We start from the raw sequence: 15,317 nt of genomic DNA, 5'->3' as shown, positions 1-15,317 counted from the left end.
CACGTGACCAACCCAGCCAATCCGCTCCGCGACCCGCGGGACAAGCGCCTGCCGCGGGTGGCCGGGCCGTGCGTGCTCGTACTGTTCGGGGTCACCGGGGACCTGTCCCGCAAGAAGCTGCTTCCGGCGATCTACGACCTGGCGAACCGGGGGCTGCTGCCGCCGGGCTTCTCGCTGGTCGGCTTCGCGCGCCGCGACTGGGAGAACGAGGACTTCCGGCAGATCGCCTACGAGTCGGTCAAGGCGCACGCGCGGACCCCGTTCCGCGAGGACGTGTGGACGCACCTGTCGGCCGGCATGCACTTCGTCCCCGGCGAGTTCTCCGACCCGGGCGCGTTCGACGCGCTGTCGATGGCGGTCAAGGAGCTCGACGAGAGCCGCGGCACCGGCGGCAACTACGCCTTCTACCTGTCGATCCCGCCGAAGTTCTTCCCGCAGGTCGTCGAGCAGCTGCAGCGCAGCGGGCTGGCCGAGCGCAAGGAGGGCGCCTGGCGCCGGGTCGTCATCGAGAAGCCGTTCGGCCGCGACCTGAAGACCGCGGTGGAGCTGAACGACACCGTGCACCGCGTCTTCCCCGAGGAGTCGATCTTCCGGATCGACCACTACCTCGGCAAGGAGACGGTGCAGAACATCCTGGCGCTGCGGTTCGCCAACACGATGTTCGAGCCGATCTGGAACCGCTCGTTCGTCGACCACGTGCAGATCACGATGGCGGAGGACATCGGGATCGGCGGCCGGGCCGGCTACTACGACGGCATAGGCGCCGCCCGCGACGTCATCCAGAACCACCTGCTCCAGCTGCTGGCGCTGACGGCGATGGAGGAGCCGACGTCGTTCCGCGCCGAGGCCGTCCGCGCCGAGAAGGCCAAGATCCTGTCCTCGGTGCGGGTGCCGGGCGACCTCGCCCGGGCGACCGCGCGCGGGCAGTACGCGTCCGGCTGGCAGGGCGGCGTGGACGTCAAGGGATACCTCGACGAGGACGGCATCCCGGCCGACTCCCGCACCGAGACCTACGCCGCGATCAGGCTGGAGATCGAGAACCGTCGCTGGGCGGGCGTCCCGTTCTACCTGCGCACGGGCAAGCGCCTCAGCCGCCGGGTGACCGAGGTCGCGATGGTGTTCCAGAAGGCGCCGCACCTGCCGTTCTCGCAGACCGACACCGAGGAGCTCGGGCAGAACGCGCTGGTGATGCGGGTGCAGCCGGACGAGGGCATCACGGTCCGGTTCGGCTCCAAGGTGCCCGGCACCTCGATGGAGATCCGCGACGTCAACATGGACTTCGCCTACGGCGAGTCGTTCACCGAGACCTCCCCCGAGGCCTACGAGCGGCTGCTGCTGGACGTGCTGATCGGCGACCCGCCGCTGTTCCCCCGGCAGGAGGAGGTCGAGCTGTCCTGGCAGATCCTCGACCCGATCACCGAGTACTGGGCGACCCGCGGCGGTCTCGACCAGTACAAGTCCGGCGGTTACGGACCCGGCAGCGCCGACGAGCTGATGGCGCGGGACGGGCGTTCTTGGAGGCGGCTCTAGATGAACATCGATCTCACCGGAACCACCACCCGCAAGATCCAGGACGCGCTGACGCAGTCCCGGCATCTGATGGGCGGCCCGGCCGTCGGCATGGTGCTCACGCTGATCATCGTGACCGACGAGTCGGCGCAGTACGACGCGGTCCGCGCCGCGACCGAGGCGGCGCGCGAGCACCCCTGCCGGGTGCTGACCGTGATCTCCCGCGACCCGCGCGGCAACTCGTCGCGGCTGGACGCCGAGATCCGGATGGGCGAGACCGGCCCGGGCGAAACGGTGCTGCTGCGCATGTACGGGCCGCTCGCCGAGCACGCCGACTCGGTCGTCGTCCCGCTGCTCATGCCGGACACGCCGGTGGTGACGTGGTGGCCGGGCGGCAAGGTGCCGAAGGCCCCCGCCGCGGACCCGCTGGGCGCGCTCGCGCAGCGCCGGGTGACCGACTCCTACGCGGCCCGCGACCGGCTCGGCACCCTCGCCCAGCTCGCGCAGGGCTACCGGCCGGGCGACACCGACTTCACCTGGACGCGGCTGACCTCGTGGCGGTCGCTGCTCGCGGCGGCGCTCGACCAGCACCACGACGAGATCGTGTCCGGCGAGGTGACGGCCGAGCCGGACAGCCCGAGCGCGGAGCTGCTGGCCGCGTGGCTGTCCACCCGGCTGGGCGTGCCGATGGGGCGGACCGTCTCCGAGGGGCCGGGGATCACCGGGGTCCGGCTGACGACGACGTCCGGCGACATCGTGATCCACCGGCCGGACGGGCGGGTCGCGACGCTGTGCCGCCCGGGGCAGCCCGACCGGCAGGTGTCGCTGCTGCGGCGCCCGATGGCCGAGCTGCTGGCCGAGGAGCTGCGGCGCCTCGACCCCGACGAGGTCTACCGCGACGCCGCCGCCCGGTTCGCCAAGGACCTCGCGCACGGCACGGCGAAGCCCGGCGTCGCGAGCGAGCCCCTGTCGGCGACCGCGGAGGCGGCCACGACCGGGCCCGCCAGGCAGCACGCCGAGGAGCGGCGGCAGGACGCGGCCGGGGACGGGGAGGCGTGACCGCCCCGTCCGTCCTGGTCCACCGCGACCTGGACCTGCTCGCCGAGGCCGCCGCCGCGCGGCTGGTGACCCGGATCGCCGACGCCCAGGCGGCGCGCGGCGCGGCGTCGGTCGTGCTGACCGGCGGCGGCGCCGGCACGGCGGTGCTGGCCGCGCTCGCCGCCGCCCCCGCGCGCGGCGCGATCGGCTGGGGCCGCCTGGACGTGTGGTGGGGTGACGAGCGGTTCCGCCCCGCCGGGGACGCCGAGCGCAACGAGACCGGGGCGCGGGCGGCGCTGCTCGACCACGTCCCGGTCGACCCGGCGCGGGTGCGCGCGATGCCCGCGTCGGACGGCCCGGACGGCGACGACCCGGAGGCGGCCGCCGAGCGGTACGCCGCCGCGCTGCGCGCCGCCGCCTCCCCGGGGGGCGGCCCGGTCCCGGTGTTCGACGTGCTGATGCTCGGCGTGGGGCCGGACGCGCACGTCGCGTCGCTGTTCCCGGGCCGGCCGGCGCTGCACGACGAGCGCCCGGTGGTGGCGGTGCGCGACTCCCCGAAGCCGCCGCCGACGCGGATCTCGCTGACGTTCCCGTCGCTGCGCGCGGCGCGGGAGGTGTGGCTGCTCGCGGCCGGCGAGTCGAAGGCGGAGGCCGTCCGGCTGGGGCTGGCGGACGGCGCCGACGTCTCCCGCGCCCCCGCGGCCGGGGCGCGCGGCCGGGACCGGACCCTGTTCCTGCTGGACCGGGCCGCCGCGTCGGAGCTGCACGGCTGAGAGAAGGCCGAAGAGTGTGCGCGGTTCCGCATGCCTCGCGCTGAACCGTGCATAACCTGAGCACGTGCATACCTTGTGCATGCCTTGACCGAGGACGGCCCGCACCCCGGGCCGAGCAGGCGAGCGTGAGGAGTTCCCAGGTGCTCAGGAGTCGGACCGGGACGGCGGGCGCGGCGATCGCCGGGGCGGTGCTCGTCGCCGTCGCGGGCTGCTCGTCGGGCGGCGACGGCGGCGGCAAGGGCGGCGGCGGCAAGGCCGAGGACGCGGTCGAGCTGGCCATCGCGCCCGCGACGGGCACGAAGCAGGCGGCGCCCGACCAGCCCGTCACCGTCACCGCGGACAAGGGCAGGCTGACCAGCGTCACCCTCACCTACGGCAAGAAGAACGCCAAGGCGGAGGGCAGGCTCGCGGCGGACGGCAGGTCGTGGAAGTCGGCGTGGACGCTGCGTCCGTCCACGACGTACACGGTGACCGCGAAGGCCGCCGGAGACGGCGGCAAGGCGGTCACCGCGACCTCCACGTTCACGACGCTGACGCCCGCGAAGAAGCTGACGTCCGGCATGTCGCCGCTGGACGGCGAGACCGTCGGCGTCGGCATGCCGGTGCAGCTGCTGCTGTCCCGGCCGGTGGGCACCAAGGCCGGGAAGATCGCGGTGGAGAAGGCCCTCGAGGTCCGGATGTCCAAGCCGGTCGAGGGCGCCTGGTACTGGATCGGCGACAAGGAGGTCGACTTCCGGCCCCGCGACTACTGGCCGTCCGGGCAGAAGGTGAAGGTCGTCGCGCACCTGGCCGGGCTGAAGGCCGGCGAGGGCCTGTACGGGATGAAGGACCGGAGCGCGAGCTTCACCGTCGGCCCGCGGCACGTCACCACCATCGACGCGAAGAAGCACCGCGCGACGGTCACCGACGGCGGCCGGACCGTGCGGACGATGAAGGTCAGCCTCGGCAAGCCGGGCCACGACAGCTACAGCGGGACGATGATCGCGCAGGAGAAGGCGGCGAACATCGTCATGGACTCGGCGACCACCGGCGACCCCGGCGAGTACCGCATCCCGACGAAGTGGAACGTCCGCCTCACCTACAGCGGGACGTTCGTCCACTCGGCGCCGTGGTCGACCGACTCGCAGGGCAACGACAACGTCAGCCACGGGTGCGTGAACGCCTCGCCGTCGGACGCCAAGTGGTTCTACGACTTCACCAACCGCGGCGACGTCGTCAAGGTGACCGGGACGACGCGGCAGCTCCGGTTCGGCAACGGCCCGACCCCGTGGGCGAAGTCCTGGGACGGCTGGCTGGCGGGGAGCGCGATCGGCGAGCCGGTCACCGGGCTCCCCCTGACCTGAGCCGTTCCGGGGGCCCCGCTCGCGTGCGCCACGCGATCAAGGGCACACTTGATCCATGCAGAAGCTCTCGTTGGACGCACAGGTACGTGACCATCTGAAGCGCGCCGCGGCCGGCTCGACCGGGCGCAGCGCCGACACCGTCTACGGCGGGCACGAGCGCGTCCTGCGCCAGACGCTGGTGGCGCTGACGGCGGGCACGTCGCTGGCGGAGCACGAGAGCCCCGGCGAGGCCACGATCTACGTCCTGCACGGGCGCGTCCGGCTGCACGCCGGGGAGAACCACTGGGACGGGATGACCGGCGACCTGCTGATCGTCCCGGAGGCGCGGCACAGCCTGGAGGCCGTGGAGGACGCGGCGGTCCTGCTCACCGTCGCCAAGACCGGCTGAGCCGCGTGCCGGGCCGGGGTCAGTCGCGGCGCAGGTGCGCGAGGCAGGCCCCCGGCTCGGCGAAGGGCTCCAGCCGGTCGGCCTCGACCGGCGCGTCGAGCTCCTTCAGCGCCCCCTGCATGAGGCCGAGGTGGACGTCGCAGACCAGCGGCCCGTACTCCTCGGCGAGCTCCAGGAACGGGCAGTGCCGCAGCCGGATGATGTCGCCGTCGGGCCGGGGGGCGAAGTCCAGGTCGTCCAGCAGTGCGGTGAGCCGGTCGGCCGCCTCAGCGCCGGTCAGCCGCTGGAACGGCGGCGGCCGGTCGACCAGGTAGCGGCCCCATTCGCGGCCCGCCTGCGCGGCGTTCTCGCGGGCGCCCGGCCCCTCCGACGCCAGCCGGCTGAGCAGGATCTGGGCGAGCAGCCGGTAGCCGCGGGCGCCGCCGCGGTCCATGCCGGCGCGCGCCGTGTAGACGGTGCGGGGGCGGCCGGGCCCGGAGGGCTGCTCGGCGGTCCGCTCGACGGCGCCCTCGGCGGTCAGCGCGTCCAGGTGGAAGCGCGCCGTGTTGGCGTGGACGCCGAGCCGCTCGGCGACCTCGGTGACGCCGAGCGGGACGCCGGCGTCGCGCAGGATGTCGAGGACCTCGGCGCGGCGCGAACGTTCGGTGGTCATGCCGCTCACTCCTCTCCGCCGCCGGCGGGAGCCGCCCTCGCGGCGGCGCCCGGCGGCCGGCGCACATTTCTCACAAGGCTACATGTAATAATAATAGAACGCGGAGAGGAAGGGGTGACCATGCCCGACGTTTTCATCCAGGCGACCGAGACCGACCCCGCCGTGCGCGCGGCGGCCGTCGTCCGGCACATCCACGACCGGCTGCGCAACCGGCTGGCCTCGCTGGCCGACCACGAGCCCGGCATCGTCGCCGGGTTCTGCTCGGGCGAGCTGCGCCGCCATCTCGCCGCCGCCGACGAGGCACTCTACGCCCCGGCGGCGGGCGCGCCGGAGACCCGGCTGCTGATCCGGGCGATGCGCACCACCGCGGCCGAGATCGAGCGGCGCATCGGCGCGCTGGACGCCTCCGGCGACCCGGCCGCGTTCGCCCGCAACATCGGGTCGGTCCTCGCCGTCCACCTCACCGTGGAGGAGACCGTCCTGCTCCCGGCCCTCGCCGGGCCGCCCGGCGCCGACCTCGGGCTCCTGGTCGCCGACCTGCAGACGCTCCTGGACGGCGGGCGCCTCGAACGGCCCGACGTCGTCGACGTCCGCGAGGTCCCGCGCGGGCAGAAGCATCCGCGCATCTTCGCACGCTTCTCCCGGCTGGCGCCCGGCGAGTCGTTCGCACTGGTCAACGACCACGACCCGAAGCACCTGCGGCGCGAGTTCGAGGCCGCCCACCCGGACGCGTTCACCTGGGACCACGAGGAGACCGGCCCGGAGCGCTGGCGGATCCGCATCGGCCGCCCCGCCTGATCCCCCCGGCCCGCGCCCGCCAGAGGTGCGCCGACCAAAGTCGATGGCCCCGGCTACCTGCGGCCACTGGCCGGCGCGAACGGCATCGCTACCGTTGGGCGCGTGGACCTCTTCCGACGATCGTGGCGCGACTGGCTGGGCGACGCGGGCCTGACCGCCGCGGCGGCCGCGCTCGGTGTGCTGCTGCTGTCGGGAACGAAGGAGGACCCTCCCCCCGACGTCGCCATCGTGGTCCCGCGGGACCTCGCGATCGGCTCGGTCTCCCTGCTGTTCCTCCTGCTGTTCCGGCGCCGGCACCCCGTGGCGGTCGCGGTCACGATGATGTTCGCCCAGTGGACGGCGACGTCGGCGCTCGGCGCGGCCGCGATCGCCGTGTACTCGCTGGCGATGCTGCGCTCCTGGCGGGCGGTCCTGCCGATCGCGGGCGCGAACATGGCGCTCATCGTCACGCTGTTCTGGATCACCTCCACCTGGCACCAGTTCCGCCAGGGCACCGTCGTGTTCGTGCTGATGTACGCGGTGCTGATCACGGCGGGCATGCTGGTCAGGTCCCGGCGGCAGCTCATCGCGTCGATGGACGCGCGGGCGCGGGCCGCCGAGACCGAGCAGCGGCTGCGGGTCGAGGAGGCGCGGCTGCTGGAGCGCGAGCGGATCGCCCGGGAGATGCACGACGTCCTCGCGCACCGCATCTCGCTGCTGGCGGTGCACGCGGGGGCGCTGGAGTTCCGCCCGGACGCCCCCGCCGACCAGCGCGAGGCCGCGGGGATCATCCGGCAGAGCGCCTACGAGGCGATGGAGGACCTGCGCGAGGTGATCGGCGTGCTGCGCGACGACGCGCCGGGCGGCGATCCGGAGCGCCCGCAGCCGACGCTCGCGGACGTGTCCGCGCTCGTGGCGGAGTCGCGGCGGGCCGGCGGGGAGATCACGCTGGAGGAGAACGTCCCCGACCCCGGCCGCGTCCCGGCCCGCGTGGGGCGGCACGCGTACCGGATCGTCCAGGAGGGGCTGACCAACGCCCGCAAGCACGCCCCGGGCACCCAGGTCACGGTGACGCTGGACGCCGGGGCCGACCTGGACATCGAGATCGTCAACAGGCTGCCGCCCGGCCCGCCCGCGGCGCCGCTGCCGGGCGCCGGCGCGGGTCTCGTCGGGCTCGCCGAGCGGGTGGGGCTGCTCGGCGGGACGCTGGAGCACGGCCGCACCGGCGACGGCCGGTTCCGGCTGCGCGCCCGGCTGCCGCTGGGGACCGCGCATGCCGGCGAAACGGGCGGGGAAGGTGAGGTGCATGGCAGCGAACTCCTCTGACCGGCCCGTCCTGGAAGAACTCGACCGCGCCGAATGCCTGCGCCTCATCACCGGCGGCGTCATCGGCCGCGTCGCGTTCGACGACGGCGAGGGGCCCACGGTCATCCCGGTGAACTACGCCGTCGACGGCGACGCCGTCATCTTTCGGACGTCGACGTCCGGGCGGATGAACCGCAGCCTGCTGACCTCGGTGGTGGGCGGGGAGGTCCGGGCGGCGTTCCAGGTCGACCGGATCGACGAGACCGACCACGTCGGCTGGAGCGTGCTGCTGCGCGGCGGGGCCCACCACCTGTCGGAGGAGGAGCGGGGCAGGGTCGCACCGGTCCGGCCGTGGCCGGGCGGCGACCGCGGCGAGTGGTTCCGGCTGGCGGCGCGGGAGGTCAGCGGCCGCCGCCTCTCCCGGGCCTCACGGGCCGTAGGCTGACCGGATGGACTCCCCTCCCGTCCGCGTGCTGATCGTGGACGACGACGCGCTCGTCCGCGCCGGGCTGTCGATGATGCTGGCGAACGCCGGCGACCTGGAGGTGGTCGCGGACGTCGCCGACGGCGCCGAGGTGGTCTCCGCCGTCAACCAGCACCGGCCGGACGTCGTCCTGATGGACATCCGGATGCCGCGGCTGGACGGCCTGGCGGCGACCGAGCTGCTGCGCGGCCGCCGCGAGCCGCCCGAGATCATCATCCTGACGACGTTCGACGGCGACGACCACATCCTGCGGGCGATGCGGGCGGGCGCGAGCGGCTTCCTGCTGAAGCACACCCCGCCGCCGGAGATCATCCGCGCGATCCGGCAGGTCGCGGCGGGCGAGCCGATGATGTCGCCGGCCGTGCTGCGCAAGATGATGTCCTACCTGGCCGAGAGCGGCGGCGACCCCCGCCGGGACCGCGCCCGCGAGCTGCTGGCCCGGCTCAGCGACGGCGAGCGGGCCGTGGCCGCGCTCGTCGGGCGCGGCCGGACCAACAGCGAGATCGGCAAGGAGCTGTCGCTGAGCGTCGCCACGGTGAAGGCGTACGTGTCGCGGCTGCTCACGAAGCTCGACCTCAACAACCGGGTGCAGATCGCGCTCCTCGTCCACGACGCCGCCCTCGGCGACTAGCCTTCCGGCCCGCGCGGGGCCAGCGGGACGTGCCGCAGGAGCAGCGCGGCGGCGAGCCCCGCGGCGAGGACGGGCAGCGCGGCGAGGAACAGCCCGGCGAACGCGTCCGCGAAGGCGGCCTCGACGCCTTCCCGGACGGGCTCGGGCATCGCCGCGAGGACCTCCGGTCGGACGGCGTCGGCGAACGCGGGGACCCGCCCCTCCGGGACGCGCCGGACGATCTCCTCGGCGAACCGGTTCGTCACGATCGCGCCGAAGACGGCCATCCCCGCGGCGGTGCCGAGCATCCGGGTCGCGAACACCCCGGAGCTGGCGGCGCCCAGGTCCCGCCGCGGCGCGGCGTTCTGCGCGATCAGCATGACGACCTGCTGGGAGAGGCCGGCGCCGAACCCGAGGACGGCCATGTAGCAGCCGGCGGCGAACAGGCCGGTACCGGTGTCCATGGTCGCCAGCAGCGCGACGCCGGCCGCGCTGATCGCCATGCTCGCCGCCGGGAGGCGGTGGTAGCGGCCGGTCCGGTGGATGTACCGGCCGGCGCCCGCGGAGGCGGCGAGGAGCGCGATCATCATCGGTAGGAGCAGCAGGCCCGACCTGGTGGCGTCCACTCCCCCGACGACCTGGAAGAACATCGGCAGGTAGGTGGCGAGTCCGAAGCCGGTGGCGCCGCCGACGGCCGCGACGGCGCAGGCCACGCTGAACGACCGGTCGCGGAACAGGCGCGGCGGGATGACGGGCTCGGCGGCCGTCCGCTCGGCGAGGATCCACACCGTGAACAGGACCGCCGCGCCGGCGCCCAGCGCGAGGACGGCCGGCGAGTCCCACGCGTACCGCGTCCCGGCCCAGCTGGTGAACAGCGTGAAGCAGGTGACCGCCGCGCCGAGCAGGACGATGCCCGGGTAGTCGACGTCCGGCCTGCGCTCCGGCCTGGGCAGGCGCAGGAACAGCACGGTGGTGGCCGCGGCCGCGACGCCGAGCGGCAGGTTGGCGTAGAAGACCCACCGCCATGAGGCGTGGTCGGTGAGGAACCCGCCGACCAGCGGCCCGGCGATGCTGGACACCGCGAAGACCGCCGCCGAGTACCCCTGGTACTTCGCGCGCTCCCGCGGTTCGAACAGGTCGCCGGTGAGCGCGAACATCGAGCTCATCAGGCAGCCGGCGGCGGCGCCCTGCGCGGCCCGGAAGGCGATCAGCCAGTTCATCGTGGGCGCCGCCCCGCAGGCCGCCGACCCGGCGAGGAAGCCGAGCAGGCCGATGAGCAGGATCGTGCGGCGCCCGAACAGGTCGCCGAGGCGCCCCGACAGCGGGACGGTGACGCTGGTGGCCAGCACGTACGCCGTCGACACCCAGGCGAGCCGGTCGAGCCCGCCGAGGTCCCCGACGATCGTGGGCAGCGCGGTGCCGAGCACCGTCGCGTCCAGCGAGGACATGAGGCCGGCGAGCAGGAGCCCGCCGAACACCCAGAGCCGCTCGCGGCGGCTCATCGGAACGGTCGCCACAGCCATGCGCACCTCCATATATATATGCGTTAAGCAACTAGATGCTAAGCGCATATAGATGAGCTGCGCAAGCCGACTAGACTGCCGCCATGGGCGAGGAGGCACTGGACTCGGTCGAGCGGAGCATGGTCCGGCTGCGCCGGGGCATGTCGCGGCAGCGGCTCGGCAAGGCGGCGATCCGGGACCACAACCTCCCCGTCGACGTGCAGGTCCTGCATGTCGTGGACGTCGTCGACGAGGGCCCCGGCCGGCCCGGCGAGGAGATGAGCGTCGGCCTGGTCGCCGCCCGCCTCGGCGTGGACGCCTCGCGCGGCAGCCGCATCGTCGCCGAGGCGGTCAAGGCCGGCTACGTGCGGCGCGTCGCGTCCCAGGAGGACGGCCGCCGCATACATCTGGAGCTGACCGGCGCCGGCCGGTCCGTCGTCGAGGCCACCCGCCGCACCCGCCAGGAGCACTTCGCCCAGGCCATGGACGACTGGACGGACGAGGAGCGCGCCGAGTTCGCCCGCCTCCTCGCCCGGTTCGTCCACTCCTACGACGGCTGACCCGCCCGGCCGCTCCCGTCCGGCCGGCGCCGGCCGGCGGGTCATCCTCGGGTCGCACGCGGGGGCGGCCCGCTTACACCCCTGGTCGCGGGTCCGGCGCGGCGCGTTGGGCCGTGCGGCGGACTCCGCGGGACGCGGCGTCCGCCTAGGCTGGCCGCATGGGTGGCAGCCGCGATCTCTGGGTACGGCCGGGCCGGGTCCGGGACGCGGCCCTGGCCTGCGGTGTGCTGCTGGTCGTGGCCGCGGGCAGCCTGAACTCGTTCATCGGCGCCGCCGAGGAGCCGCCGGCGCGGAAGGCGGCGGGCTGGGCGCTGATCGTCCTCGCCTGCGGGGCGCTGAACTTCTCCCGCGTGCGGCCGGTGGCCGCCGCCGCCCTCACGCTCGCGGCGACCGGCGCGTACTACGTCGTCAGCGTCAACGACGGCGCCCTGATGATCGCGCTCATCGTGGCGCTCTACCTGGTCGCGGCGGAGGGCGGTCTCCGGGCGGCCGTCGTCCTGGGCTCGCTCACCGTGATCGGCACCGGCGCCGGGACGCTGCTCGGCAACGACGACGTCAACGCGATCGCCCTGTTCATGCTGACCGGCTGGGTGGTCGCCGTGGTCGCGCTGGGCTGGGTCCGGCACAGCCGCCTGGCCTTCCTGGAGGAGGCCGAGCGCCGCGCCGCCGGCGAGGAGCGGCTCCGCATCGCCCGCGAGCTGCACGACGTCGTCGGGCACCACCTCTCGCTCATCAACGTCCAGGCGGGGACGGCGCTGCACCGCTTCCACCGGGACCCGGCGCAGGGCGAGGCCGCGCTCGCCGCCGTCAAGGAGTCGAGCAGGACGGCGCTGCGCGACCTCCGCGCGACGCTCGGGATCCTGCGGCGGGCCGACGAGGAGGCGCCGACCGCGCCCCCGCCCGGCCTGGACGGGATCGGCGAGCTGATCGGATCGGCGCGGTCGGCGGGGCTCACCGTGCGCGGCCGCGTCGCGGAGGCGGCGGACGCCCCCACCGAGGTGGGCCTCGCCGCCTACCGGATCGTCCAGGAGTCCCTTACGAACGTGTCGCGGCACGCCGCCGCGGCGGAGGTCACCGTCAGCGTCGCGCACGGGCCGGGCGAGCTGCTCGTCGAGGTCGCCGACGACGGGCCCGGGCAGGGCCCCGGCGCGCAGTCCGCCGGACAGCGCGGGAGCAGCGGAGTGGACGGCATGCGGGAGCGGGCCCGCGCGCTCGGCGGCGAGCTGACCGCCGGTCCCGGCCCGGACGGCGGGTTCGTGGTCAGGGCCCGGCTGCCCTACGGGAACGGAGCGTCCACGCGATGATCGAGGTGCTGCTGGCCGACGACCAGGGGCTCGTCCGGGCCGGGTTCCGCTCCATCCTCGACGACGAGGACGACATCACGGTGACCGGCGAGGCCGCCGACGGCGAGCAGGCCGTCGCCGCCTGCCGCGAGCTGCGTCCCGACGTGGCGCTGCTGGACGTGCGGATGCCCCGGACGGACGGCCTGGAGGCCGCCCGCCGCATCACCGCCGACCCGCGCCTCGACGGCGTCCGGGTGGTCATCCTGACGACGTTCGACCTGGACGAGTACGTGTACGGCGCGCTGCGCGCCGGCGCCACCGGGTTCCTGCTGAAGGACACCGAGCCGGCCGAGCTGATCCACGCCGTCCGGGTCGCGGCGCGCGGCGACGCGCTGATCACGCCGTCCGTCACCCGGCGCCTCATCGGCGAGTTCGCCGGACGCGTCGAGGTCCCCGTCCCCGGCCCCCGGCTGAGGGCCCTCACCGAGCGGGAGCGCGAGGTCATGCTGCTCGTCGCCGCCGGGCAGAGCAACGACGAGATCGCCGCCCGGCTGGTGCTGAGCCCCGCCACCGTCAAGTCGCACGTCAGCCGCATCATGGCGAAGGCGGGCGCGCGGGACCGCGCCCGGCTGGTCGTCCTCGCCTACGAGTCGGGCATGGTCAGCCCCGGCTGGATGCGACCCGGGAGGTAGCCGGCCCGGCCGCCCCGCAACCTGCGGGGTGCCCCAGGTGCGGACCACGGGCCGATGCCGGACGGCATGCCGCGTCCCGACCCTGGAGGCATGAACATTCCCGGCGCCTTCATCGGGTTCCTGGTCGGCGGAGCCGCGGGCTTCCTGCTGACCGAGACGGTGGGCGCGTTCTTCACCTTCGTGATCGACCGGACGCTCGACGTGGACGGCACCCCCGTGCTGCTCGCCGCCTTCATCGCCGTGCCGATCCTGACCGCCGTGCTCGGCGCCGCCGCCGGCGCCCGCTTCGAGAGCCGAGGTTGACGTGTCGCTCCCCGTTCCCACCGGCCGGTTCGGCCGGCTGGCCGCCTGGTCGCAGCGCCACCGCCGGGCCGCGCTCCTCCTCTGGGTCGCCGTCGTCGCGGCGGTCACGGTCGGCTCGCAGGCCGCCGGCAGCGCCTACCACAACGACTTCGCGCTGCCCGGCACCGATTCGCAGGCCGCCGCCGACCTGATGGCCGAGCACGGCTCCCGGCAGGCGGGCGCCACCGTCCAGATCGTCGCCGAGGACGCGCGCGGCCTGGCCGGCGACCGCCGGGAGATCGCGGCCGTGCTCGCCGAGGTCCGCGGACTGCCCTCGGTCGCGGACGTCGGCGAGCTGTCGGTGTCGGAGTCCGGCGGTATCGGCTACGCCACCGTCACCCTCGGCGCCGCGGCGCAGGACGTCCCGGAGGAGCACGTCACCGAGATCATCGAGACCGCGCGGGCGGCGTCCGGGGACGGCCTGCGGATCGAGCTCGGCGGCGATCCCGTGCGCGGCGCCGAGGAGGGCGGGGGAGGCGGGGCCGAGGGCGCGGGCATGCTCGCGGCCCTGGTGATCCTCGTGCTCCTGTTCGGCTCGCTCGTCGCCGCCGCGCTCCCCCTCGTCACCGCCCTGTTCGCGGTCGGCGGCGCGGTCGGGCTGATCGCGCTGGCCTCGCACGCGTTCACGGTCGCCGACTTCACCCCGCCGATCATGATGCTGATCGGCCTCGGCGTCGGCGTCGACTACGCGCTGCTGATCTTCTACCGCTACCGGCAGGAGCTCCGGGACGGCGCCGACCCGGCCGCCGCCGCCCGACGGGCTCTGGACGCCGCCGGGCGCACCGTCTTCTTCGCCGGCTGCACCGTCATCATCGCGCTGCTCGGCCTGATCGCGCTCGGGCTCGGCTCGCTCCAGGGCGTGGCGCTCGCCGTGGCGCTGACCGTCCTGGTCACCATGGCGGCGTCCCTGACGCTGCTGCCGGCCCTCCTCGGCGTCTTCGGGGGCCGCATCCGGCGGCAGGTGCTCAAGCGCGCCGCGAAGGCGCGGCCGGGCGAGAGCCGGTGGCACCGGCTGGCCTCGGCCGTCCAGCGGCGCCCCGTCCCGGCGCTGCTCGCCGCCGTCCTCGCGCTGCTCGCCCTGTCGGCGCCCGCGCTGAACATGCGCCTCGGCTTCGCCGACGCGGGCAACGACGCCCCGTCCAGCACCGGCCGGCAGGCCTACGACCTCCTCGCGAAGGGTTTCGGCCCCGGCTTCAACGGCCCGCTCGTCGTGGTGGCCAAGGGCGACGCGGGGCCGCTCCGCTCGGCCCTCGCCCAGACCGAGGGCATCGCCGCCGCGACGCCGCCCGTCCCCTCCCGGGACGGCGCGGTGTCGGCCGTCATCGCCTACCCGGCCACCGCGCCGCAGGACGAGGCCACCGCCGACCTCGTCCACGAGCTGCGCGACGACGTGCTGCCGTCGCTGTCGGCCCGCACCGGCGTCGAGTACCTGGTCGGCGGCCCGACCGCCGCCGCCCAGGACTTCTCCGACGCGGTTTCGGCGCGCATGCCCCTGTTCGTCGCGATCGTCGTCGGCATGTCGGCCCTCCTGCTGATGGTCGTGTTCCGCTCGGTGCTGATCCCGGTCAAGGCGGCGCTGCTCAACCTGCTGTCGATCTCGGCCGCGCTCGGCGCGGTCACGCTGGTCTTCCAGGACGGCCGGTTCGGCGCGCAGAGCGGCCCCGTCGAGGCGTTCATCCCCGTGATGATCTTCGCGATCGTGTTCGGGCTCTCCATGGACTACGAGGTCTTCCTCGTCTCCCGCATCCACGAGGAATGGGAGCGCACGCGGGACCCGTCGCTCGCCGTCCGCGAGGGCCTGGCCGCCACCGGCAAGGTCATCACGGCCGCCGCCGCCATCATGATCGTCGTGTTCGCGGCGTTCGTCCTGAGCCCGGACCGCATGCTCCAGCAGTTCGGCCTGGGCCTCGCGGTGGCCGTCCTCCTGGACGCGGTGGTCATCCGCTGCCTGATCGTCCCGGCCGTCATGCAGCTCCTCGGCCGGCACGCCTGGTGGCTCCCCGCGCCCCTCGCCAGGCGCCTCCCGAAGGTGGCCCTGGAGCGCCCCTGAGCGGAAGCC

Annotated in this window: 16 protein-coding genes; 14 read left to right on the top strand and 2 right to left on the bottom strand. The window is 74.6% G+C overall.

What is annotated here, in order from left to right; all coding sequences use genetic code 11:
• Nucleotides 1-3 precede the first annotated feature (3 nt).
• The 5 genes from zwf to ACA511_RS28035 all read left to right on the top strand — a co-directional run bounded on the left by zwf (nucleotide 4) and on the right by ACA511_RS28035 (nucleotide 5,051).
• The gene (gene zwf / locus ACA511_RS28055) at nucleotides 4-1,530 is read left to right on the top strand and encodes a glucose-6-phosphate dehydrogenase (RefSeq protein ID WP_375027624.1); all 1,527 of its coding nucleotides are present in this window, start codon (nucleotides 4-6) and stop codon (nucleotides 1,528-1,530) included.
• Entirely contained in the window at nucleotides 1,531-2,568 is a 1,038-nt protein-coding gene (opcA, locus tag ACA511_RS28050; protein WP_375027623.1) for a glucose-6-phosphate dehydrogenase assembly protein OpcA, read from the top strand.
• Nucleotides 2,565-3,320, top strand: a complete 756-nt coding sequence (gene pgl, locus ACA511_RS28045) for a 6-phosphogluconolactonase (protein ID WP_375027622.1) — start codon at nucleotides 2,565-2,567, stop codon at nucleotides 3,318-3,320. The genes opcA and pgl overlap by 4 nt, the downstream gene beginning before the upstream one ends.
• Before the next feature lie 140 nt (nucleotides 3,321-3,460).
• On the top strand, nucleotides 3,461-4,663 hold the full coding sequence (locus ACA511_RS28040) for an Ig-like domain-containing protein (protein WP_375027621.1): 1,203 nt from the start codon (nucleotides 3,461-3,463) through the stop codon (nucleotides 4,661-4,663).
• A 55-nt stretch (nucleotides 4,664-4,718) separates the two neighbouring features.
• Nucleotides 4,719-5,051, top strand: a complete 333-nt coding sequence (locus ACA511_RS28035; protein WP_375027620.1) for a cupin domain-containing protein — start codon at nucleotides 4,719-4,721, stop codon at nucleotides 5,049-5,051.
• 19 nt (nucleotides 5,052-5,070) lie between these two features.
• Here the strand turns inward: ACA511_RS28035 and ACA511_RS28030 are convergent, their stop codons facing one another.
• Nucleotides 5,071-5,703, bottom strand: coding sequence for a helix-turn-helix transcriptional regulator (locus ACA511_RS28030; RefSeq protein ID WP_375027619.1), 633 nt, complete (start codon nucleotides 5,701-5,703; stop codon nucleotides 5,071-5,073).
• A gap of 120 nt (nucleotides 5,704-5,823) precedes the next feature.
• On the opposite strand from ACA511_RS28030, the gene ACA511_RS28025 reads away from it, so the two are divergent.
• The 4 genes from ACA511_RS28025 (at nucleotide 5,824) to ACA511_RS28010 (ending at nucleotide 8,900) form a co-directional block, all read left to right on the top strand.
• Nucleotides 5,824-6,501, top strand: coding sequence for a DUF2249 domain-containing protein (locus tag ACA511_RS28025; RefSeq protein ID WP_375027618.1), 678 nt, complete (start codon nucleotides 5,824-5,826; stop codon nucleotides 6,499-6,501).
• Nucleotides 6,502-6,603: 102 nt separating this feature from the next.
• Nucleotides 6,604-7,806, top strand: a complete 1,203-nt coding sequence (locus tag ACA511_RS28020) for a sensor histidine kinase (RefSeq protein ID WP_375027617.1) — start codon at nucleotides 6,604-6,606, stop codon at nucleotides 7,804-7,806.
• Nucleotides 7,787-8,230, top strand: a complete 444-nt coding sequence (locus ACA511_RS28015; protein WP_375027616.1) for a pyridoxamine 5'-phosphate oxidase family protein — start codon at nucleotides 7,787-7,789, stop codon at nucleotides 8,228-8,230. The genes ACA511_RS28020 and ACA511_RS28015 overlap by 20 nt, the downstream gene beginning before the upstream one ends.
• Before the next feature lie 4 nt (nucleotides 8,231-8,234).
• A complete protein-coding gene (locus ACA511_RS28010; protein ID WP_375027615.1) occupies nucleotides 8,235-8,900 on the top strand; it encodes a response regulator in 666 nt (221 codons plus the stop codon).
• On the opposite strand, the gene ACA511_RS28005 is transcribed toward ACA511_RS28010, so the two are convergent.
• Complete coding sequence (locus ACA511_RS28005) at nucleotides 8,897-10,402, bottom strand: MDR family MFS transporter (RefSeq protein WP_375027614.1); 1,506 nt, start codon at nucleotides 10,400-10,402, stop codon at nucleotides 8,897-8,899. The genes ACA511_RS28010 and ACA511_RS28005 overlap by 4 nt on opposite strands.
• A gap of 83 nt (nucleotides 10,403-10,485) precedes the next feature.
• Between ACA511_RS28005 and ACA511_RS28000 the strand changes: the two genes are divergently transcribed.
• From ACA511_RS28000 to ACA511_RS27980, 5 genes are all read left to right on the top strand, one after another.
• Nucleotides 10,486-10,941, top strand: a complete 456-nt coding sequence (locus ACA511_RS28000) for a MarR family winged helix-turn-helix transcriptional regulator (RefSeq protein ID WP_375027613.1) — start codon at nucleotides 10,486-10,488, stop codon at nucleotides 10,939-10,941.
• Nucleotides 10,942-11,099: 158 nt separating this feature from the next.
• On the top strand, nucleotides 11,100-12,245 hold the full coding sequence (locus ACA511_RS27995) for a sensor histidine kinase (protein ID WP_375027612.1): 1,146 nt from the start codon (nucleotides 11,100-11,102) through the stop codon (nucleotides 12,243-12,245).
• Nucleotides 12,242-12,916, top strand: coding sequence for a response regulator (locus ACA511_RS27990; RefSeq protein WP_375027611.1), 675 nt, complete (start codon nucleotides 12,242-12,244; stop codon nucleotides 12,914-12,916). The genes ACA511_RS27995 and ACA511_RS27990 overlap by 4 nt, the downstream gene beginning before the upstream one ends.
• A gap of 90 nt (nucleotides 12,917-13,006) precedes the next feature.
• Nucleotides 13,007-13,219, top strand: a complete 213-nt coding sequence (locus ACA511_RS27985; protein WP_375027610.1) for a hypothetical protein — start codon at nucleotides 13,007-13,009, stop codon at nucleotides 13,217-13,219.
• A 1-nt stretch (nucleotide 13,220) separates the two neighbouring features.
• Nucleotides 13,221-15,308, top strand: coding sequence for an MMPL family transporter (locus tag ACA511_RS27980; RefSeq protein ID WP_375027609.1), 2,088 nt, complete (start codon nucleotides 13,221-13,223; stop codon nucleotides 15,306-15,308).
• Nucleotides 15,309-15,317 lie beyond the last annotated feature (9 nt).

Origin of the sequence: Actinomadura sp. GTD37 (assembly GCF_041951365.1) — a bacterium.
GTDB lineage: Bacteria > Actinomycetota > Actinomycetes > Streptosporangiales > Streptosporangiaceae > Spirillospora.
Note: the sequence above shows the minus strand (reverse complement) of the source record. Positions and strands in the feature narration are given on the sequence as shown.